This window comes from Sporosarcina sp. NCCP-2331 (assembly GCF_023707945.1).
Taxonomy (GTDB): Bacteria; Bacillota; Bacilli; order Bacillales_A; family Planococcaceae; genus Sporosarcina; species Sporosarcina cascadiensis.
Map to the genome: position 1 here is coordinate 216,076 of NZ_BRCD01000001.1, position 20,024 is coordinate 236,099.

20 protein-coding genes are annotated in these 20,024 nt (G+C 43.4%); 6 read left to right on the forward strand and 14 right to left on the reverse strand.

Going from position 1 to position 20,024, the window contains the following annotated elements:
• Positions 1-467: 467 nt before the first annotated feature.
• The 8 genes from NCCP2331_RS01070 to isdC form a co-directional block, all read right to left on the reverse strand.
• Positions 468-1,751: a M48 family metallopeptidase gene (locus NCCP2331_RS01070; protein WP_251667914.1), complete on the reverse strand. Its 1,284-nt coding sequence runs from the start codon at positions 1,749-1,751 to the stop codon at positions 468-470.
• Between the two features lie 161 nt (positions 1,752-1,912).
• On the reverse strand, positions 1,913-2,689 hold the full coding sequence (gene srtB, locus NCCP2331_RS01075) for a class B sortase (protein WP_251667915.1): 777 nt from the start codon (positions 2,687-2,689) through the stop codon (positions 1,913-1,915).
• An 11-nt stretch (positions 2,690-2,700) separates the two neighbouring features.
• Positions 2,701-3,471, reverse strand: a complete 771-nt coding sequence (locus tag NCCP2331_RS01080; RefSeq protein ID WP_251667916.1) for an ABC transporter ATP-binding protein — start codon at positions 3,469-3,471, stop codon at positions 2,701-2,703.
• Positions 3,472-3,477: 6 nt separating this feature from the next.
• Positions 3,478-4,443, reverse strand: coding sequence for a FecCD family ABC transporter permease (locus NCCP2331_RS01085; protein ID WP_251667917.1), 966 nt, complete (start codon positions 4,441-4,443; stop codon positions 3,478-3,480).
• Positions 4,444-4,484: 41 nt separating this feature from the next.
• Positions 4,485-5,402, reverse strand: coding sequence for a heme ABC transporter substrate-binding protein IsdE (gene isdE, locus NCCP2331_RS01090; protein WP_309296350.1), 918 nt, complete (start codon positions 5,400-5,402; stop codon positions 4,485-4,487).
• Between the two features lie 3 nt (positions 5,403-5,405).
• Positions 5,406-6,317, reverse strand: coding sequence for a hypothetical protein (locus NCCP2331_RS01095; RefSeq protein ID WP_251667919.1), 912 nt, complete (start codon positions 6,315-6,317; stop codon positions 5,406-5,408).
• Positions 6,318-6,423: 106 nt separating this feature from the next.
• Complete coding sequence (locus tag NCCP2331_RS01100) at positions 6,424-7,896, reverse strand: NEAT domain-containing protein (protein WP_153721566.1); 1,473 nt, start codon at positions 7,894-7,896, stop codon at positions 6,424-6,426.
• Positions 7,893-8,534 (reverse strand): heme uptake protein IsdC, encoded by a 642-nt coding sequence (gene isdC / locus NCCP2331_RS01105; protein ID WP_251667920.1) that lies wholly within the window; start codon positions 8,532-8,534, stop codon positions 7,893-7,895. Before isdC ends, NCCP2331_RS01100 begins: the two co-directional genes overlap by 4 nt.
• Positions 8,535-8,955: 421 nt before the next feature.
• Between isdC and NCCP2331_RS01110 the strand changes: the two genes are divergently transcribed.
• A complete protein-coding gene (locus NCCP2331_RS01110) occupies positions 8,956-9,447 on the forward strand; it encodes a hypothetical protein (RefSeq protein WP_251667921.1) in 492 nt (163 codons plus the stop codon).
• Positions 9,448-9,617: 170 nt separating this feature from the next.
• Here the strand turns inward: NCCP2331_RS01110 and NCCP2331_RS01115 are convergent, their stop codons facing one another.
• Positions 9,618-9,911: a hypothetical protein gene (locus tag NCCP2331_RS01115; RefSeq protein ID WP_251667922.1), complete on the reverse strand. Its 294-nt coding sequence runs from the start codon at positions 9,909-9,911 to the stop codon at positions 9,618-9,620.
• Positions 9,912-10,197: 286 nt separating this feature from the next.
• A complete protein-coding gene (locus NCCP2331_RS01120) occupies positions 10,198-10,986 on the reverse strand; it encodes a TatD family hydrolase (protein ID WP_251667924.1) in 789 nt (262 codons plus the stop codon).
• 88 nt (positions 10,987-11,074) lie between these two features.
• Between NCCP2331_RS01120 and NCCP2331_RS01125 the strand changes: the two genes are divergently transcribed.
• Positions 11,075-11,692: a YczE/YyaS/YitT family protein gene (locus NCCP2331_RS01125; protein WP_251667926.1), complete on the forward strand. Its 618-nt coding sequence runs from the start codon at positions 11,075-11,077 to the stop codon at positions 11,690-11,692.
• A gap of 42 nt (positions 11,693-11,734) precedes the next feature.
• On the opposite strand, the gene NCCP2331_RS01130 is transcribed toward NCCP2331_RS01125, so the two are convergent.
• Positions 11,735-12,436 (reverse strand): peptidylprolyl isomerase, encoded by a 702-nt coding sequence (locus NCCP2331_RS01130; protein WP_251667927.1) that lies wholly within the window; start codon positions 12,434-12,436, stop codon positions 11,735-11,737.
• Between the two features lie 151 nt (positions 12,437-12,587).
• Here NCCP2331_RS01130 and NCCP2331_RS01135 point away from each other — a divergent pair, with 151 nt between their 5' ends.
• Positions 12,588-13,397, forward strand: coding sequence for a DUF817 domain-containing protein (locus NCCP2331_RS01135; RefSeq protein WP_251667928.1), 810 nt, complete (start codon positions 12,588-12,590; stop codon positions 13,395-13,397).
• A gap of 78 nt (positions 13,398-13,475) precedes the next feature.
• Here NCCP2331_RS01135 and NCCP2331_RS01140 read toward each other — a convergent pair whose 3' ends face one another.
• The 3 genes from NCCP2331_RS01140 to NCCP2331_RS01150 form a co-directional block, all read right to left on the reverse strand.
• Positions 13,476-14,207: a Fic family protein gene (locus tag NCCP2331_RS01140; protein ID WP_251667929.1), complete on the reverse strand. Its 732-nt coding sequence runs from the start codon at positions 14,205-14,207 to the stop codon at positions 13,476-13,478.
• A 20-nt stretch (positions 14,208-14,227) separates the two neighbouring features.
• Positions 14,228-14,743, reverse strand: a complete 516-nt coding sequence (locus NCCP2331_RS01145) for a YehS family protein (protein WP_251667952.1) — start codon at positions 14,741-14,743, stop codon at positions 14,228-14,230.
• 104 nt (positions 14,744-14,847) lie between these two features.
• Positions 14,848-15,189 carry a winged helix-turn-helix transcriptional regulator gene (locus NCCP2331_RS01150; protein ID WP_251667955.1) on the reverse strand — a complete coding sequence of 114 codons (342 nt, stop codon included), beginning with the start codon at positions 15,187-15,189 and terminating at the stop codon, positions 14,848-14,850.
• A 226-nt stretch (positions 15,190-15,415) separates the two neighbouring features.
• On the opposite strand from NCCP2331_RS01150, the gene NCCP2331_RS01155 reads away from it, so the two are divergent.
• The 3 genes from NCCP2331_RS01155 to gshAB all read left to right on the forward strand — a co-directional run bounded on the left by NCCP2331_RS01155 (position 15,416) and on the right by gshAB (position 19,780).
• Positions 15,416-16,534, forward strand: a complete 1,119-nt coding sequence (locus tag NCCP2331_RS01155; RefSeq protein WP_251667930.1) for an S-(hydroxymethyl)glutathione dehydrogenase/class III alcohol dehydrogenase — start codon at positions 15,416-15,418, stop codon at positions 16,532-16,534.
• Positions 16,535-16,538: 4 nt separating this feature from the next.
• On the forward strand, positions 16,539-17,372 hold the full coding sequence (gene fghA / locus NCCP2331_RS01160) for an S-formylglutathione hydrolase (protein ID WP_251667931.1): 834 nt from the start codon (positions 16,539-16,541) through the stop codon (positions 17,370-17,372).
• Between the two features lie 146 nt (positions 17,373-17,518).
• Positions 17,519-19,780, forward strand: coding sequence for a bifunctional glutamate--cysteine ligase GshA/glutathione synthetase GshB (gene gshAB / locus NCCP2331_RS01165; RefSeq protein ID WP_251667932.1), 2,262 nt, complete (start codon positions 17,519-17,521; stop codon positions 19,778-19,780).
• Positions 19,781-20,024: the final 244 nt, after the last annotated feature.

A 20,024-nucleotide genomic window follows, 5' to 3' on the forward strand; every position in this document is an offset into this window, starting at 1 on the left:
GTAAAGGCTTTCGCTCCCGCAAGTTGTCTCACCTGTCGGGCTGATCCTCCCAGAGTCGCCGCCTTCCACTCCGGTACACTAGGCTGGTGTTTTAATACTTTGTGTGTGAGTAGGCAGTATGAGCATCATATTTGAAATGATTACGATAGGTTAGGTGTTTCATGCAATACTTAGCATTCTGCAAAGGCTTAAGTTTTTGTGATCAATGCGTTTGTAAAGTCGAGCAACGGTAACACATCAACTCAACACGCTACTCTGCAAAAAAGCAACAAGTCATACATTCTCCACAACAGCGAAGGCGCAACTGCGGGGTTAGCCGTTGCTGCGAGACAACTGGCGCGTTCTTCGCCAGCTGGCTCATAGCGTAAGGCAATCCCCCAGCGCCGAAGCGGGTTTAAACTGCAGCATAATTTTCGCAATACATACTTGACAAGTCGTCAAGAACCGATTTTGGTGCAGACCCCAAATTAATACTGCAGCATCTCTTCAAATTCCTCTTTGGTTTTAACACCCAAATAACTTACTCCCGATTCGCCATCAACATCTTTTACTAATGGGTCTGCGCCATATTCATAAAGCAGCGCAGCCAGCTCATAATCTTCATTTGCTAATGCCGCGGTTAAAACAGTTGAGTAATTATCCGAGTCATTTGGATTTGCCCCGTTCTCCAGCAATACTTCGGCGGCTTCCACATTACTATTGTAGACTGCGTAGTGAAGGGCAGTTGTCTGCTCGTCATCTTCTTCAAAAATATCATGACCCTCTATCAAGATTTTCTCTACTTCACTAACATCGCCGTCCGCTGCCGCCTCCATGAGCTGAGTTAAACCAGGGGAATCGTATTCATCCGCTCCGGCTTCTTGGAAGCCTCCAAGGAACGTTGAGAGAATAGTAGTACCCAGAACAAAAAAGAGAATGATACCGACATACAGAGCGGTAAGAGCTCCGCCTGCGATAAGAGCACCTACTGTAATTTTCCCTGCATTCGTCCGGAAGTTCGGCGTTCCTTCCACCTGCATGAACTGGCCGACTGCCTGAATTCGTTTCGGCAGATTAGGATGGCTGGCCAACACTTCGGAGAACCATACTGCCACATTGGATTCGCTTTGAATTTGTTCAAGATAAGCAAATTCATTCACTTCTTTATAGAGACCTTTCCCTACGCCTAACATGGTAAGCGCACATTTGGCAGCGAAACCATCCTGTGTGTAATAGGCCGCATACCGATCGCATGTATACTCACAGGCCCGGCTGTATGCCTGTGAAAGAAAAGGGATAAAAGCGGCAGGCATAATCAGAATGTTTTTCCACACATGTCTCCGTTTAATATGGGCCAGTTCATGTGCAATAATGAAATCCAGTTCCTTTTCTCCCTGCTGTCTCGCCAGTTCGAACACTTCTGAATAAATCACCATCATATTTCTTCCCATAAATCTTGTGGCAAAAGCATTTAAAGCACCTTCTGAATTAATGACGAATACATCAGGCACTTTGGCTACTCCCATTTGAACGGATAAGTCCACTACTCTTTTATAAACATCAGGAAATTGCTTTTCATTCACCCGGATCCCGTTTCCACGAATACCGCCGATCATGACAGCATTCAGCACTAATATGATTGCAAGTATGGCTGCAGCAATTACGATACCGACAACGCTGATGACAGCTAATAAATAGATGAGTACACTGAAAACAATACTAATAACAAAATACGGTGTTTCTTTACTGGAGTGAAGCGATTGTGTTCCCAACAAAAAACCTCCTATGAATGGTCTGTAACTCAGAACTATACACAGACCTCTTTTACTTATCAATCCGCTATTTTTCCTAGGAAAAACAAAAAAGGAATGCATACCCACGCATTCCTTTTTTGTTCCTGGTCTTTTCACACCCTTGTGCACCTGGTACTTATTTATCTCTTCACTAATTTCCCCTGCACTACGTAGCGCTTGTCTTTACTGTTCACAGAGTTATTGCATGTGGAAAGCGTAACAATTTTATCATCCGGTCCCACTTCCACCGGCATCTCAATCAGCGAACGTGATTCCACTTCCCCTAAGAAACCCGCAAACTCTTCATCCGACTGGAAATGCGTCTCAATATAATAAAAGTCGATCGTCGTTTCATAAGCGGCAAACACTTCAATGTCATAACCTTCGTACAGCGTATCCACATAGATCACGGAATGTTTATTGGCATAGTCCTGATCTCCAAACTTCTTCAGGCTGCCGAACATCGTATCGTTTCTCATGGCATGCCCGTAAATCACTGTGTTACGGCTCATATCGGTGACATCGTTGCGGTAATCCATGAAGACACTTCCTGCACGGCTGTAATCACCTTTGAAGTTCCGGTTCAGATAAAAATCATTATCCTCCGCCTGCAGTATCGGGTTATTGACCTTTGAGCCCTCAACTGAAATCCAGCCGACAATATCGTCATTGATTTTATGCAGCTCATCAAACTGCGGCCTCATCGTATAGCGTGATAAAATATCCTCTTTATTTGACCCTACTGAAACGGCAGGCTCTGCCTCATTTTCCAGCGCCGTCTCATAGATTTCCTGTGTTTCTTTCAATGTACCCGCAGCTTCTATATATGTATAAAGATACTGTACCAGCAAATAACCTGAATACAGGAAGACCGCCAGATAGACAAACGGCATCAGCTTCGATAGGCGTTTTTTCATTCGGAGACCTCCTAAATACCGAGTGACATCATATAGAGGCCGAGTTCGTCGTCTTCCTTAAAGACCGCGTTCACGCCATAGACCTGCTTAATGACATCTTTCGTAATGACTTCACGCGGCGGTCCTTCAGCCACAATCTGTCCAGTCTTCATCAGGATGATTTCATCACTGTAACGAATTGCCTGGTTGATATCATGCAGCACCATAACAATCGTCAGGCCGTATTCTTCATTCAGCGACTTCACCAGCTCGAGCAGCTCAATTTGGTAATAGATATCCAAATAAGTAGTCGGCTCATCCAGGCACAGAATCTCAGAGCGCTGTGCCAGTGCCATCGCAATCCACACACGCTGGCGCTCACCGCCGGATAATGCCTCCAGATCTTTATCGCGCTTATCATTCAGGTTCGTCACCGACAGCGCCCAGTCGATTGCCTGAAGATCCTCTTCCCGCGCGCGCTGCAGCAAGTTTTTATGCGGCAGCCGGCCAAAGCCGACGAGCTTTTCAATCGTTAAATCTTTTGGTATATCATTCTGTTGATAAACTATCGCCAGTTTTTTTGCGAATTCCTTTGGCTTATATTGCAGCAGGTCACGATTTTCCAATGAAACAGCACCCGACTTCGGCGTATTGTTTCTGGACAGCACACTTAATAACGTCGATTTCCCACAGCCGTTCGGACCGATAATTGTCGTAACTTTGCCTTTTTGTATCGACGTCGTCACACCGTCCAGATGGTTCGTTTTATTATCATGGGAGACAATGATACTTTTCATTTCCATAGCAGGTCACTCTTTTCGCAGTAAGAATATGAGGAATGGGCCGCCAATGATTGCCATGATCGTCGATGCAGGAATCTCCAGCGGCGCCACAATCGTCCTTCCAATGGTGTCAGCCAGCAAAATAATCAATGACCCCAGCAATGCGGTAAATGGCAGGAGCACTTTATGGTCATAGCCGACTAACCGGCGTGCGATATGTGGTACGAGCAGGCCGACAAATGAAATGACCCCTGCCACGACGACTGAAATGGCTGATAATAAAACGGCCGTTGCCGCAATGATCAGCCGTGCGCGCGCCACATGAAAACCAATACTCTTTGCTGTTTTATCCTGCAACACCAGCAAGTTGCACCAGCTGTACAGTGCAAACGCCAGCACCAGTCCAATCGTTCCATATGTAACAATTGTTGAAACATCTTTCCACGTCCGCAGTGTCAGATTCGAACCGATGACACTTGACGCCGAGACATTCAACGAGCCGCCAAAGCTGATGAATGCTTCCGTCAGGCCTGTGAACATCGCATTGATCGCGATTCCTACAAGGATTAATTTCAACGGACTGAGCCCCGACTTCCATGACAGCGCAAAAACGAGGAAGCAGGCAAACGCGCCGCCCATAAACGCGAATAAAGGTGTCATGAAAAAGAGTGCGGGGAAAAATGAAATAATAAATAACTGAACAAAAGCAGCGCCGGATGAAATTCCGATAATTCCCGCGTCTGCCAGCGGGTTACGCATAACAGACTGCAGCAGAACACCGGAAACCGAAAGGGCCGCCCCGGCAAATAAAGCAACAATGATCCGAGGAAAACGCAGATCCCGGATCACTTCCATCTGACTGTTTCCCTTTTCAAAAAGCGCACCCAAAAATTCGAAAAAGCCCATCTGAATACTGCCTGTCGCAGCTGAATAAACGATGGTCACGATGAGCAGCACAGCTACAGCCACATAACTAACAATTCTTTTTGTCATAACGGTCTTCCTTTTTCACCGTAATTCATCAATCATCCTGATCAACGATAGAAAATCTTAATTAATTCTTTCAATGCTTCCGGTACCTGCAGTGAAGCGGTCGTTCCGAAAAGCTCTTCTTCTAAATCATAGACTTTGCCGTTTTTCACCGCATCAAAGTGTTTCCACACGTCGTTCGTTTTGAACTCTTCCTCAAACATCTCCACCACTTCTTCCGGCATACCGTGTGACAGCCGAAGAATTATGTCAGGATCGCTGTTATGAAGATATTCTGTATTGGAAGAAAGATATTCAGGATCCTGCCCTTCCATCACGTTAATACCGCCCGCGCGCTTCACCAAATCACCTGCATAGGAATTTTCGGTAGCTACCAGATAGCTGCCTGGAATCCCGAGTAAAATCAAAACACGCGGTCCTTTACGGTTCGCTGCGACTGTTTCTGCTGCTTCAATATTCTTTTGCAGATTCGAAACCAGCTTATCTGCCTTTTCTGTGCGGTTGTAACGCTCACCCAGTGTCTGAATTTCTGTGATCATCGAGTCAACACTTTGGAAGTTCAAAAATTTCACCGGTATATTCAACTGCTCAAAACTGTCCGTCAAATCATATTCCAGTGTGGACACGGACAATACTTCTGTCGGGTCCAGCGACTTCACGATCTCCATATCGGGCGTCATTGCATTGCCGATTGTTGGCAGTCCGTCAAAACGCGGCGCCAGCTGTTTTTCTGATTCGGGTATCGCAATTGCGTCAATATCTAATTTATCCAGGATATCTGCGATAACGACTGTCCCCGCTATGATGCGTTGATCCGAACCTTCTGCTTTGTCATTACCGGCTTCAGCTGACGCACTTTCCTTATCTGTATCTGCACCGCAGCCTGCCGCAAAAGCTAGTAACAAAACGGCTGCGAACAACGTAAAATATCTCCATGTTTTCTGCACGCTGTGATCCTCCATTCATCATTTACTGATAACTTCTTTTTTTCTGCTGACCAGTCGCCGAATTAATAAAGCTCCTGAAAGGATACAGGCAAGAAACAGGATACAGGCTTTTACAACATTAAATGGAATAGCCTGGCCTTCTGCTGTATGAACTGAAGTGGATGCCACTTCCGCTTTTTCCCCTGCTATCTGTACGACTGCCGGTCTCACAGGAGTCTGCTCTTTTACTGCTGACTGCACTTTTGCTGCTGCATCCTGTGTACGATCAAATACCAGCTGCTCTTCTTCAGTTGCTGCTTTTCGTGCCGTTTCTGCAGCCTGCTTTTTCTCTCGGGCTTCTGCAGCCTCTTTTGAATGCCTGGACGGCCGGGGGGTATAGGTACGTTTTTCCCGCTCTTTTATGATTGGAGTTTTATCCCGATGGACAGATTCAGTTTTGACGGGCAGCTGTTTATTTCCGTCGGTCAGCACCGTGCCATCAGCTGCCGGCTTCTGCTCTTCCTTCGGTAAAGAATCTGCAAGAATTACTATTTCCTGCGAGAAGGATAGTAAAAGATCATCTTCGGACCATTGATACTCTCCTTCAATCATGACACTTGCCAGTACATTCTCCATATCAAACTGAACTAAATTTTCATCCGCATTCAGCGATGACTTCATCTGGTTTCCTGACTGCTGAACGGTTACTTTCTTGATGACGTCCTGATACTTTACTGGAACCGAGAGAATGTAGCGACCTTCTCTAACCGTCAGTTCAGCCTTGTCGCCGAATAAAATTTCCTGACCTGCTGATTCATCTGATTGAAAACTTAGCTCAACTTGATACACACCATTGACGTTTTTTTGTTCAGCCGCGTCTGCAGTTGAATGATAAGGCAGCAGTACAGAGATCATCAAAATCAGGATGGAAAGACCACCTATTCTTTTCATTTCAAACCCGCACGCTCCCTTCCTATTCTGGCCGATTACAGATAAAACGACAGGAACTTCCTCCCGCTTAATGAAAAAAGCGAGAGGAAGTATCTGTTCGAATTACTTATTTATTTTTGTCCATAAAATCCAATGAACCGTTTAAGATCTTAGCCATTTGTGTGCGCTGCAGCGGGCTGCCTGCGTTAATTACCTTTTTACCGTCAGCCGTCTGAGAGCCTGTCATGATTCCTCCTGCATACAATAAAGCAAATGCTTTTTTCGTTTCAGGATCTGTGACAACTGCTCCGTCTGCATAATATTTAAGGCTTGTATCGCCGATATTCATTTCATTTCCTGCCGCGTGATTCACAGCACGGTAAAGCATTAATGCACCTTGCTGGCGAGTCAATGTGTTATTCGGATTGAACTTTTCGTTCTTTTGAACAATACCTGCTTGCGCCAAGGCATTGATAGCGTCTACGCGCTCTTTATCTGTAATATTGCCAAGGTCTTTAAAGCCTGCAGATCCTGAAGATTTCAAGTCTAATGCACGTGCGATCATCAACGCAAATTGTGAGCGGGTGATGTTGTTGCGCGGGTTGAACTTGTCTGCACCTTTGATAATATCTTTCTTGTAAAGTGCAAGGATTGCTTCTTTATTGCCGTCTTTATCGATGTCTTTGAATGGATTTACGATTGGATCGGGAGTAGGTTCAGGCTTTGGCGTTTCCACTGGCTTGTCGCCCGGCTTCGCTCCGTCCAGTCCAATTTGAACTTTATGATTTGAATCATACTTAACGCCCGCTTCGTCTACAATCACATGCAGGTCAGCATTCACTAATTTTGTTAAGTCTGCTACTTTGAACGTATACGTACGTTCACCTGTAGACTTGTCGTCTGTAGCAATTGCTACAACCTTGCCATCCACTTTGAACTCTTGGATGTAGTGGCCTTTAGGGAATGAAACCGTTACTTCATTGCCGTCTGCCAGCTTCTTCACAGATGCAGTTGAAGACATGTACTGTTTCATCATAGACTCTTCGCTTGTTCCATCTTTATAAACTTTTACAGGTACTGATTTAACTTCTGCTTCTACATCGTTTTTAGCTGCTGTTGCTTTGAAGTCGAATTCATACCATGTGTCCATGCTCATCGCCGGTACTACCACATGAATCTTACCTGGATAAACTGTATCTTTAACAACCGGGAAACTGTATGTGATTGTGCCATCTGTGTTTTTCACACCAGCTGCATCAACAAACTCTTCGCCTTGTTTCGTTTGTAAACCTGCAATCATAGGTGCAGATTTAGCTGCAACCGTTAAATACGCTGTAGTTTTTCCATCTTTTTCAACAAGTGTCCCCTGAGGTACGATGTGGCCGCTAATTGCCGGTTGTGGTTCAGTTGTTCCTGGCTTATATACGTGGAAGTCGATAATCTGATCTGCTGCAATTGTCTCAGCAAGTGTCGTCGCTGCATTATTGCTTGAGCTGATCGGGTTCGTGCTTGCTGAAGCAGCTGATGGAAGTGCGATGGATGCTGCCAGTAATGAAGCCAGTACCGCTTTTGTTGCGCGTGATGTAGTCTTTTTTGTCATGATTGTTCCCCCTGTTTTCTTTGGTTTCTAGTTCTATAAAGTAAAAATGCTGAACCTGCTAATGCAAAGATTAGTAAGTACGGCGTTGAATCACTAGTTTGCGGATTTTTCACTTGATTTTCAGCCGACGGTTTCTTTGTTCCTGTCGTACTGGAAGCAGGTGCTTTATCCTTTTCCGGAGTTGGTTTCACTGTTTCATTTTTTACCGGTGGAGCGACTGCCGCTGCTTCGTCAAAAACGAGGTCAACCGAATATTCATGGTGGTAATTAATATCATCTACATCTACCTTCATTTCGATCGTGAGAGGCTTTGACAGATCGTTCACTGTAAACTGTACGACACGTGTATCTGCTGCCTTATCCTCACTGAGTACAGTCGCACCGCCAGGCGGCTGGAATTTTGTGATCCACGTGCTGTTTTTCAATGTAAGCTCCACTGTGGCAACCCCATTTTTGACCGTTGCCTTTGCGGGCTTCAAGAAGTAATCATTGGCAATCGAAGCAGAGCTGCTATTTGGCTGATTCACCTGATAATCGAGTGAATGCGTTCCATCTGCAACTTGTGCCGATGCTTGCGGCAAAGCCACTGTCAGCATGAGAACACTTGCTAATAAAACAAACATAAATCCTTTTTTCACTATTTATTCGTCCCCTTTCAGTATGTTAGTTCTATCTTAAGGATAATTGATATAGGTTTTTCTATATGCTGGGCAGATTCCCACCTATAAAGTATCTCACAAATCCCATGTCTTTCGGCCATAAATTCAAAGATTTATTATGAACCTTCATGACATTTGTGTGACTGGCGGCCTTTACTATGTATATCTTTTCATACCATCCAATTAATGAGAACGATTATCATTTACTATATCCTGTCTTGCCTGCCATGTCAATTATTTCCGGGATGAATCACTCGTTACTTTTCGACAGAAAACGATCTTATTAATTTAGTACTGAATGATTCAGCAATCTTCCATTAGACTTTCTGTCCGTATTCACCGAACTTCAAAATTTACATAGGCTATACAAGTGGACTGATTAAATAACGGAAGGGGCCGAATGATGAACTTTCTATCTTTCAGCGGCACAGTGATGATGATTGAGGACTTTTCGATTGGGCAGGAAAATGAAGCCGGATGCTATAAAATGTTCACGGTCGATAACGGGTATGGAAATATTGTCAATTTTGTTGTGGAGCCGACAACCTATTTTGTCGATCATGCAATAATCAATACAGGCGACCGGGTCACTGGATTTTATGATGCAAATGCCCCGGTACCCATGATCTATCCGCCCCAATACAGAGCCCTCATTATGAGTAAAGATTCTCCTTATTACCGTATAAAAGTGGATTATTTCAACCGCCGTTTAGAAAGCCGTGACGGGACGCTGAAACTGAACATTTCTCCCCAAACACAAATAGTACTGCAAAACGGGCAGCCGTTCACCGGCGAGGTCGGCGGAAGAAATTTAATTGTGGTATACGGAGCAACTACGAGAAGTATCCCCGCACAGGCAGCACCTTCTCAGATTATTGTACTTTGTTCGTAATGTGTGAAGAGATAGTAGAGATGAAATAAAAAGCCTGTATCTTAGATTACAAAGTAATCTGAGACACAGGCTTTTCGGTTATAATTATTCGTATCTTACTAATTTGGTCCAACTCTGCAGCCAGGCTCTTTAACAATTGCTTCTGATTATAGTAAATTCTACTAGAACGATTAATTGAAATCATAATTAATTAAACGCCCTCCCATATTTACCAGTCGTTCCGGTATTGTATAAATATTAGTTGAAATTGCTCCTGCGATTATGGCCAGAATCCAAAAAACGATTTTATAACTTATGGGCCCATCTAAAAAACTAGAAATGATCGCTAGAAAGAATAGAAATCCAGTAATCACATTCATTAAACAGCCTGAAACTGTCGCCAGTAATATTAGACCTTGCCCTAAAATTACTAATAAGAAACCAATGACCTTGAGTATAAATTTCATTATTGCTTTAATAATCATGTTTATCCTCTCAACTCTTTGTTTATTTAAGAAATTGGGACGTTTCTGGAACCTCAAAAATGTTTTCTTTACTCCAATAACACTATACCAAATATACCCTAGAATTGTTTGAAATATTGAAAAATCAAGCTGAATACCTAGTAAGTTACTTTTCTACTCTTGTATGCGCAGGCACGACTGCGGGGTGTGCCCGTTGCCCTGAGACTGCCAGCTCACTCTTCGCCAGTAAGGCCAAGGACGCAGGCGATCCCTCAGTGCCGAAGCATAGCAAAACCACATACATTTTTTACAATACTTCCTCAATCCGATAAAACGCTTTAGTTGTTTCATAGATACTTTTATACACTTCATCCGCATTCATTCGCTTGATATCAGCAATCTTCTGTACGCTCTCATGCATCATCGAAGGATGTGTAAGCCTACCTGAAAAGCGCTCTTCAAATGGCCAGGGTCCATCCGTTTCCACCATCAGCTGTGACAGCGGTGTCTGTTCGACAATGTGCTGGATCTTTTCTTTATACACCACATCAGGTGTAACGGAAACGACATAGCCATTTGCGAGGATTCGCTCCAGCACCACATCCTCCCCCTTGAACCAATGAAAATGAGCAGCCGTAATCGAATAGGCTTCCAGTAAATCACATACGGCAGCTGCATCTTCGTAGACCGCATGCAGAACGATCGGCAGCTTGGTATAAGCAGCTTTTTGAATGAATTTCTCGAGTACTTTTACATAAGGCGACAAGTCCAGATCGGGTGTCCCTTGCCGCAGATAATAAGGCAGCCCTACTTCACCGACCGCCGTCAGAAGATGATGATTTTCATCAATCAAATTCAAGATTGCCTGCAGTTCTTCTTCACTTGGCACAGCTTGCTCTGGATGCCAGCCGATTGCCGCCTTAATTCGGCTGTCGAAACGTGCGGACTCCAGTTGTCGATGGGAAGACGATAAATCTTTTGAAACCGCAACCAATGCATCGACAGAACTTGCTTCCAGCTCTTTCAGGAGTAAGATTCTTTCTTCGTCGCTGTACATATCCAAATGAATATGCGCATCGATCAGGCGTCTGTTCATAATTATCCCCGCTTTCTATAGAAGGCTATACCTATGTAGGTTACAATAAAAAAGAGAAGATTGCGTCATATGAAGGAGATGAAATATTTTGCGACTATTACAGGCTGGATTTCATAATTATCTCATCGGCCTGATTGTTTTAACATTAGGCATCACCTTTACCATACAATCAGCGCTCGGTGCTTCCCCGTTTGACGCACTGCTCGTCGGCTTGTACCGCACATTCGGCTTGACCATCGGCAGCTGGGAAATTGTCGTCGGGGCATCACTGGTCTTATGCAACGCCATCGCTGATAAAAAAAGACCGGAGTATTACGCACTTATCACTTCGTTTGTTACAGGGCTTGGAATTGATGCGTGGTTATTTTTATTGCGCGACTGGATCGTACCGCAAACTTGGATTGGTCAGTGGACATGCGTAGTCTTAGGTATTGTATTAATCGGTTTGGGCGTGGCAATTTATTTACAATCTTCATTTGCACCAAATCCCATGGATCGTTCCATGCTAATATTATCCAGGTTAACCGGATTAAGTACAACGTATGCACGAGCTATTATCAGTATTATTCTCGTAATCATAGCTTTCTTTTTTGACGGAGCAATCGGCATTGGTACATTGGTAAATGCACTTTTCACAGGCGTGTTTATTAGTTTATTTATCCCCTACATAAAAGCCATGACCATTCAGCCGACGCTGCACGAATAAAATACAGGCTGCCCTTTTTATTGAAGGGCAGCCTCGTGTGTTTTACTTATTAACTGTTGGGGACGGATAGTCAAAACCTTTTGTATCCACTTCAACTGTTTTCATTTTCTGATCCTTTAAAGGCTTGTCTGAAGGATCTGTTTCAGCAGCCACGATGGCATCCACTGTTTCCATTCCCTCGATTACCTTGCCGAATGAAGCATAATCCGAATCAAGATCCGGTACATCTTCTGCCATAATGAAAAACTGTGAACCGGCAGAGTTCGGGTCTTGTGTACGGGCCATAGACAGAACACCGCGCTCGTGCAGCATATTGTTTTCAAATCCGTTATTCGTAAATTCCCCGTCAATTGAATACCCTGGACCGCCTGAACCGTTTCCTGAAGGATCTCCGCCCTGAATCATGAAGCCTGGAATGACACGATGGAAAATCAATCCGTCGTAATAGCCTTCTTCCACCAATGAAACAAAGTTCGCTACCGTGTTCGGCGCTACTTTGGGCTCTAGCTCCAAGACGATCTTCTCATCGTTTTCCATCGTAATCGTCACGATTGGATTTTCTTCTACGTCTGCTGAATAATCTGCTGCTTTTTCCTTCGCTTCTTCAGGCTCGTTTACCGGCTCTTCCGGAACTTCCTGTTCTACCAGTTTTCCCTCTTCTGCTTTTGATCCGCAGCCCATCAGCAAGAAGACAAGCGCGGTTAAGCTGAATAGTAAATAGAGTGTTTTTTTACGTACGAACATATTTTTTACAACTCCCTTATGTATGGTGCGTACTCATTATATAACAGATAGCCAGCTAATTCCCAACAAAGAGTGAACCATAACAGCTCGGCTATCGTCATACTAATTTCCAGAAAGAATTCGGTCTATTTTGATAAAAAGGCGGTGTCCTATGCAAAAAACTTTGACACAGAAAAAAACGTTTAAAATTACCATCGCATCAGCATGGATGCAGCTCGTCCGCTTTGGCTGGCAGCAGGCTCTTTCCTGTCTGTTCCCGGTCGTTATTTTCGGTTCATTGGCGTTGACCCAAGTGATACCTCTGCCTTTCCTGCCACGCTACGACTGGCTGCTGATTATTTTTCTGCTCATGCAGTGGTGGATGGTGCGTTCCGGCCTCGAAACGCGCGATGAATTAAAAGTCATTACGCTTTTCCACTTAATTGGACTGGCTCTGGAAATATTTAAAGTGAATATGGGGTCCTGGTCGTATCCGGAAGAAGGCTATTTCAAAATACTCGGGGTGCCGCTGTACAGCGGATTCATGTATGCCAGTGTCGCCAGTTATCTGTGCCAGGCATGGAGAAGGCTGCATGTGGATTTGGTGAAATGGCCGCCGCTTTGGCTCGTTGCACCGCTCGCTGCCGCCATCTATCTGAACTTTTTCACTCATCATTACTGGATCGATATCCGCTGGTGGCTGTCTGCGCTCGTGCTGATCGTCTTCTGGCAGTCATGGGTAACGTATGAAGTCGGCGAAACCCGCTACCGTATGCCAATCGCATTTTCATTTGTACTCATTGGATTTTTCATCTGGGTGGCCGAAAACATCGCCACATTTTTCGGTGCCTGGAGATACCCGAATCAAAGCGAGACATGGCATCTGGTTGGGATCGGGAAGCTAAGTTCGTGGCTGCTGCTGGTGATCGTCAGCTTTTTGATTGTGGCAACGTTAAAACAGGTGAAGAAGAAACAAGATTAGATTGTGTATGAATGATTAGCTGAATGCTAAAAGCACCTGTGATCTCACTATAAGATCCAGGTGCTCTACATTCGTCTATCAACAATTTACTGCTTTTACGTACAGGTTCAGTGCAGACTCTGCTTCCCCCGCCACTAAATCAATAAAATCCTGATAATCTTCAGTCGTATGGGCTTTGTCTAATGCATTGTAATAAGTTAGACGATTTTCCACTCTAATTATTACAGGAGGATAACCAGCCTTCATTAGTTCCAGGTTCATTAACAGTCTTGATGTCCTTCCGTTGCCATCGATAAATGGATGAATTCCTACGAATATTGCATGCAGCATGGCAGCTCTGGCAATCGGATGCAGACTTTGTGCTGCCCCATGATACCAAATAAGAAGCTGTTCCATTTGTTCTTGAATTTTAAAAGGCTCTGGCGGTATATGCTGAGCGCCTGAAATAAATACTTGCTGATTTCGATAGACACCCGCATACTCGTCGTTGATTCCCTTCAAAACAAGCCGGTGCAAATTCTTAATCTGCCATTCTGACATGGCGTCCGCTTTATGCACAATCTCTTCCACATATGAAATCGCATCGCGGTGATTAATCACTTCTAAGTGCTCCCGCACAGTTTTACCACCGACTGTTATTCCCTCAAGCACTACCTTCGTCTCGTTTAATGTCAGTGTATTGCCTTCAATAGCATTGGAGTTGTACGTCCACTCTAAGAACAGTTTTTCTCTTAGACTTTGAACCGTATATTCAGGTAATGGGCGTGCCGCATCTAATCTTCTCTTTTTTTCATCAATCGTCGCGAACATGCCGTCCTCTCCTCTTTTGCTTATTCCCGGTAACGCAATGCCAAGCCTTTTAGGAAGTTTCTGGCGTACCGGTCACCACATTCTTTATAATTCCGGTGTCCTTCTTTTCTCAGCACTGCACTCAATTCATTTTTCGATAAATCAACGCCTGCTTCGTGTAAAATTTCCATCATATCTTCGCCTGTAAGTGAAAGTGCGATTTTCAGTTTTTTGAGAAGAATGTTATTTTTATTTCGATGATTGGCTGACATCAGGAACTGATTCGGCGTATTTTCCGATTGACCTTCCTGCTTTCCTCTTTTCTGCGTTACCAGACCATTCAGAAACGATTCCAGCGTCTGATTGTCGATTTCTCTGACATATTCACTTTCCTGTGAATCATAATCCTGATCGTCTTTGGCTTTCGCCAGCATGTCGCGGACTTCCTGTCTAGTTGTTTCCACGCCGCCCAATTCAAAGATCTCGACCATAGCAGCATCTTTTATATCCAATGCGTATCGTAAACGGGCTAATATATCGTTATTATTCAATGCGATCACCTGATACCTTTCCTGTTTGTAGTTGTTCTTCTTAGTATAGTATGTTTTTACGTTCATTGTCTTATACGAGGGTCAGGATAGCTCTGTCATGCCCTTATTTATCATTCCTCTTCTAAAAACTTACTGAAAGTATCTCCCCAATTACAGATCGAAGTGACAACAGGTTCCAGGAGAAGACCGATTTCACTTAATTCGTACTCCACTTTAGGCGGAACAATCGGATAGACAAACCGTGTGATGATTTTATCGTCTTCCAGTTCCCTTAGTTGTCTAATCAGCATACGCTGGTTGGCATCGGGAAGCTTTTTTTCAATTTCACTTAATCGTAATGGAGACTGTTGAAGCAAGCACCAAATAATCGCTATTTTCCATCGTCCGCCTATAACGGACAAGGCCAAATCTTTACTGCTGTAATATTCTTTTTCTTTATAATGAATCACTATTTATTCACATACCTTTCCATTAGCGTTATATTCAAATTGACAAATTTGTCAGTATGGTAAGATGAATTATAGTCTGCCCGTATGTAAATGTAAACAGCATCGTGTCGTATGTTATAAATGAAGTTTACCCCGTATAGTGACAAATATGTCAGTATTGCTGATCGGTTCGCGGTATGTAATTATGGGTATAGTATCACTATTATAATAGTAGAAAGAAGGTCTTCATTTGAAAAGTAGAGCTGCTGTTGCATTTAAATCGGGAGAACCGCTTCAGATTGTAGAAATTGATGTAGAAGATCCAAAAGCAGGAGAAGTATTAGTAAAGATTCTGTACACTTCTGTCTGTCATACAGATGCCTATACTTTATCAGGTGACGATCCTGAAGGCGTATTCCCGGCTGTACTCGGTCATGAAGGTGCGGGTGTCGTTGTTTCTGTAGGTGAAGGAGTAACTTCAGTAAAGCCGGGAGACCACGTGATTCCGCTATATACACCTGAGTGTGGAAAATGTAAGTTCTGTCTATCGGGGAAAACAAATCTGTGCAGTGCGATTCGCGAAACGCAGGGTAAAGGGTTAATGCCTGACGGAACAACTCGTTTCTCTTATAATGGCGAGCCAATTTATCACTATATGGGAACAAGTACGTTCAGTGAATATACTGTCGTATCAGAGATTTCATTAGTAAAAGTAGAAGACCAAAATGTACCGCTTGATAAAGTCTGTTTATTCGGATGCGGCGTGACAACTGGTATTGGAGCTGTCCATAACACAGCGAAAGTGGAAGAAGGAGCCGTGACGGCCGTATTCGGTTTAGGTGCTATCGGATTAGCTGTAGTTCAAGGTCTGGCTCAAGCAAAAGCAAGCCGCATTATCGCAATTGATATGAACGAAGACAAATTTGAACTGGCTAAAAAGATGGGCGCTACCGACTTTATTAACCCGTCAAAATTCGATAAACCAATCCAAGAAGTGATCGTTGAAATGACTGATGGCGGAGTGGATTACAGTTTTGAGTGTATTGGAAATGTGGAAGTCATGAGATCCGCTCTTGAATGCTGTCATAAAGGCTGGGGAGAGAGCATTATCATCGGTGTAGCAGCTGGAGGGAAAGAGATTCAGACCCGTCCATTCCAATTAGTTACGGGTCGTGTTTGGAAAGGTTCAGCTTTTGGTGGAGTAAAAGGCAGAACTGAGCTTCCGGGAATGATTGAAGACTATATGAATGGTAAGATTGATTTAGATTCATTTATTACACATCATTTAGACTTTATGGATATTAATGAAGCATTCGATTTGCTTCACAAAGGCGAATCGATCCGCACAGTCTTAACATATGGAGAGTGAGAGCATGAGTATTGAACGCATTGAACAGCATCGCTCTTTTGATGGAGAGCAATGTAAGTACAGTCATTATTCAGAAGTCTTACAGTGTGATATGACGTTTAGCCTTTATCTGCCGTCAAATAAAGAGGGTAAAAAAATCCCTCTTATTTGGTGGCTGTCCGGTTTGACTTGTACAGACGATAATTTCAGTCAAAAAAGCGGTTTTCAGCGATTGGCTGACAAACATCAAACTGCCGTCATTATTCCAGATACATCACCGCGCGGAGAACATGCCGCGGACGATGAAGCATGGGATCTTGGAAAAGGAGCAGGCTTTTACGTAGACGCCACTCAAGATCCATGGGCGGCTAACTATAAAATGTATACGTATATTACAGAGGAATTAACAGAAATTGCGTTCACATTAATTCCTGATTTCTCAGGTGAAGAAAGCATAATGGGTCACTCAATGGGCGGCCATGGCGCGTTGGTTATCGGCATGAAAAACGCTTCAAGATTCAAAGCCATTTCTGCTTTTTCTCCTATACTCAGCCCCAGTGACGTTCCATGGGGAATTAAAGCTTTCTCGGCTTATTTAGGTGAGGACCGAGCAGCTTGGAGAGAATGGGATGCTTCAGAACTGATCAAAGAAACTGGCATGCCGCCCATTCTCATTACGCAAGGTACCGAAGATACGTTTTATCCGGAACAATTGGATGAAACTGCATTCTTAGCAAATGCCCAGAAAAGTAATCAAGCAGTTAGTTATAAAAAAGCAGATGGTTATGATCATAGCTATTTCTTTATTGCTTCTTTCTTGGATGATCATTTTGCTTTCCATATGAAACACTTAGGTTAATTCCCTTTTTATCATAAAACGTGGAATTGAAAGTATCCACATTTCAACCAAATGTGGATATTTTCAATTTCTGCTTTCTGTTATAAATTGCGGTTAATTTCCTGAAAAGACTGCTGTGAAAAAGTAATCAGGGGGCGATAGCTACTATGAATTTAAAAGAAATGTTAGGCAATGAACGTGTTAGACCATACTTATTAAAAGCTCGCTACGGCATCGAGAAAGAAGGCCAGCGGGTGGATCTGTCGGGAAACTTAGCGAAAACAGACCATCCTGAAGTGCTTTCCGCAAGAGATCAGCATCCATACATTCAGCGGGACTTTTCAGAAACACAAATGGAATTAATTACGCCTGTTACTGATTCAATAGAAGAGCTGTTTAACCATTTATCAGCAATTCATGACGTTGCCTATCGTTCTATGAGTGAGCAAGAAATGATCTGGCCGTTAAGCATGCCGCCGCAGTTACCGGAAAAAGAAGAAGATATTGTCATTGCCAAGCTGAAAAATTTTGAGAGTGTTCTGTACCGCCGATACTTAGCCAAATCCTATGGACGCCGCAAACAAATGATCAGCGGAATTCATTTTAATTTTGAATTTGATGACCAACTGATTCGAGTGTTATTTAATTTGCAGTCGGAGATCAAAGAATATCGTCATTTTAAGAGTGAAATTTACTTAAAACTTACGAGAAACTATATACAGTACCGCTGGCTGACAACTTACTTTTACGGAGCTTCCCCTGTGAGTGAAAAGAACTTTTTCGAAGAGGATTCTTTTAGCAAGCCCGTAAGAAGTATTAGAAGCAGTAAATATGGTTACACAAATTCTGACGAGGTTCAAGTTTCGTACAGCAGCATTGAAAACTATGCGGCTGATCTTGAATCAATGGTTAAAAAGGGATATTTAATAGAAGAAAAAGAGTTTTATTCTGCTATCCGTCTAAGAAGCAAAGGTCATGTTTCACAACTGGAAGAGCAGGGCGTCCGCTATGTTGAATTGAGAAATATAGATTTAAATCCTTTTGAAATGTATGGGATCAGCCGTGAGCAAGTGGAGTTTTTGCATCTATTTCTAGTATATTTGCTGTGGAAAGATGAAAGTGCTGATTGTAAATCAGGTGAATCTTACAATAATACTGTAGCACTTGAACATCCGTTGGAATCTACTCAGTTTAAAACGGAAGCTGAACAGATGATTGATGAAATGGAACAGGTAACAGAAATCTTAGGCCTGACGGTTTCAGATACATTATTTGTTAACTTAAGAGAAATGCTGGCGGACCCGAGTAAAACTTTATCAGGAAGACTATATAAAGAAATTGAAAAAAACAGCCAGAAACAAACAGCAGTGAGTATTGCGAAAGAAAATTACGCTGAGGCATGGGCTAAACCCTATCAATTAACAGGATTTACTGACATGGAGCTGTCTACACAGATTCTAATGTTTGATGCAATCCAGCAGGGACTGCAGGTGGAAATTTTAGACCGGCAAGATCAATTTTTGAAGCTGAAATTACATGATCATATTGAGTATGTAAAAAACGGGAATATGACAAGTAAAGATAGTTATGTCTCCCCTTTAATTATGGAAAATAAAACAGTAACGAAGAAAATCCTTCATCAACAGGGATTCCGTGTGCCTTTAGGTGATGAGTTTAATGATATAGAAGATGCACTGCGCGCTTATGAGGTGTTTTCCGCCAAGCCTTTTGTGGTGAAGCCGAAAACTACTAACTATGGATTAGGGATTTCTATCTTTAAAGACGGTGCCGGTTATGATGATTATCAACAGGCTATTACATTGGCATTTCAAGAAGATTCTTCTGTACTTATAGAGGAGTTTCTCAGTGGAACAGAGTATCGCTTCTTCGTGCTGAATGAAAAGGTTCATGCAGTCTTGCTGCGCACACCTGCTAACGTGACAGGTGACGGTAAACAGACAATTGAAGAGCTGGTGAACGAAAAGAACCGTGATCCGCTGCGAGGCAGAGACCACAGAACACCATTAGAAATTATTGAATTAGGTGATCTGGAGGTCCTTATGCTTAAAGGGCAGGGATATCAACCAGATTCAATTCCAAAAGCGGATGAGGTCGTTTATCTGCGTGAGAATTCCAACGTGAGCACAGGCGGAGATTCCATTGACGTGACCGATCAAATTCCTGAGGATTATAAGAAGATCGCGGCGGACGCGGTAGCTGCGCTGGAAGCAAAAATCAGCGGCATCGATTTAATTATTGAAAACACCGAAGTTCCTGCAGCTGATGAAAATGCTTATGGAATTATTGAAGCCAACTTTAATCCGTCTATGTATATGCATATCTATCCATACAAAGGGACGTCCCGGCGTTTGACCAGGGAAGTTATTGCGTATTTATTCCCTGAGTTGTTTGAGGATGGGACAGCGTAAGAAGTATAAATGGGGCTGGGACAAAACTAAAAATAAAGTCCGTTCCCCTGCGCTCCAAAAGGCACGCTTTCCGCGGGGCGCGCTTGAGCCAAGCGAACAGCGCAGGGTTCGCTTTGCCGTATTTCTGCGGATTTTGCGGAAGTTAAGGCATCCCCTTGCTGCTCATAACGCTCCGCTTTTATTCGCAAAGACCGTTCTTCGTGACGGCCTTTCCTGCGGGGTCTCAACATTCGCGCTAAATCCC

Bases quoted from the DNA above. Each gene is read 5' to 3' on its own strand.
- srtB (WP_251667915.1), bottom strand. From the start codon at position 2,689: ATGAAAAAACGCCTATCGAAGCTGATGCCGTTTGTCTATCTGGCGGTC.
- NCCP2331_RS01080 (WP_251667916.1), bottom strand. From the start codon at position 3,471: ATGGAAATGAAAAGTATCATTGTCTCCCATGATAATAAAACGAACCAT.
- NCCP2331_RS01085 (WP_251667917.1), bottom strand. From the start codon at position 4,443: ATGACAAAAAGAATTGTTAGTTATGTGGCTGTAGCTGTGCTGCTCATC.
- isdE (WP_309296350.1), bottom strand. From the start codon at position 5,402: ATGGAGGATCACAGCGTGCAGAAAACATGGAGATATTTTACGTTGTTC.
- NCCP2331_RS01095 (WP_251667919.1), bottom strand. From the start codon at position 6,317: ATGAAAAGAATAGGTGGTCTTTCCATCCTGATTTTGATGATCTCTGTA.
- NCCP2331_RS01100 (WP_153721566.1), bottom strand. From the start codon at position 7,896: ATGACAAAAAAGACTACATCACGCGCAACAAAAGCGGTACTGGCTTCA.
- NCCP2331_RS01110 (WP_251667921.1), top strand. From the start codon at position 8,956: ATGATGAACTTTCTATCTTTCAGCGGCACAGTGATGATGATTGAGGAC.
- NCCP2331_RS01115 (WP_251667922.1), bottom strand. From the start codon at position 9,911: ATGATTATTAAAGCAATAATGAAATTTATACTCAAGGTCATTGGTTTC.
- NCCP2331_RS01120 (WP_251667924.1), bottom strand. From the start codon at position 10,986: ATGAACAGACGCCTGATCGATGCGCATATTCATTTGGATATGTACAGC.
- NCCP2331_RS01130 (WP_251667927.1), bottom strand. From the start codon at position 12,436: ATGTTCGTACGTAAAAAAACACTCTATTTACTATTCAGCTTAACCGCG.
- NCCP2331_RS01135 (WP_251667928.1), top strand. From the start codon at position 12,588: ATGCAAAAAACTTTGACACAGAAAAAAACGTTTAAAATTACCATCGCA.
- NCCP2331_RS01140 (WP_251667929.1), bottom strand. From the start codon at position 14,207: ATGTTCGCGACGATTGATGAAAAAAAGAGAAGATTAGATGCGGCACGC.
- fghA (WP_251667931.1), top strand. From the start codon at position 16,539: ATGAGTATTGAACGCATTGAACAGCATCGCTCTTTTGATGGAGAGCAA.
- gshAB (WP_251667932.1), top strand. From the start codon at position 17,519: ATGAATTTAAAAGAAATGTTAGGCAATGAACGTGTTAGACCATACTTA.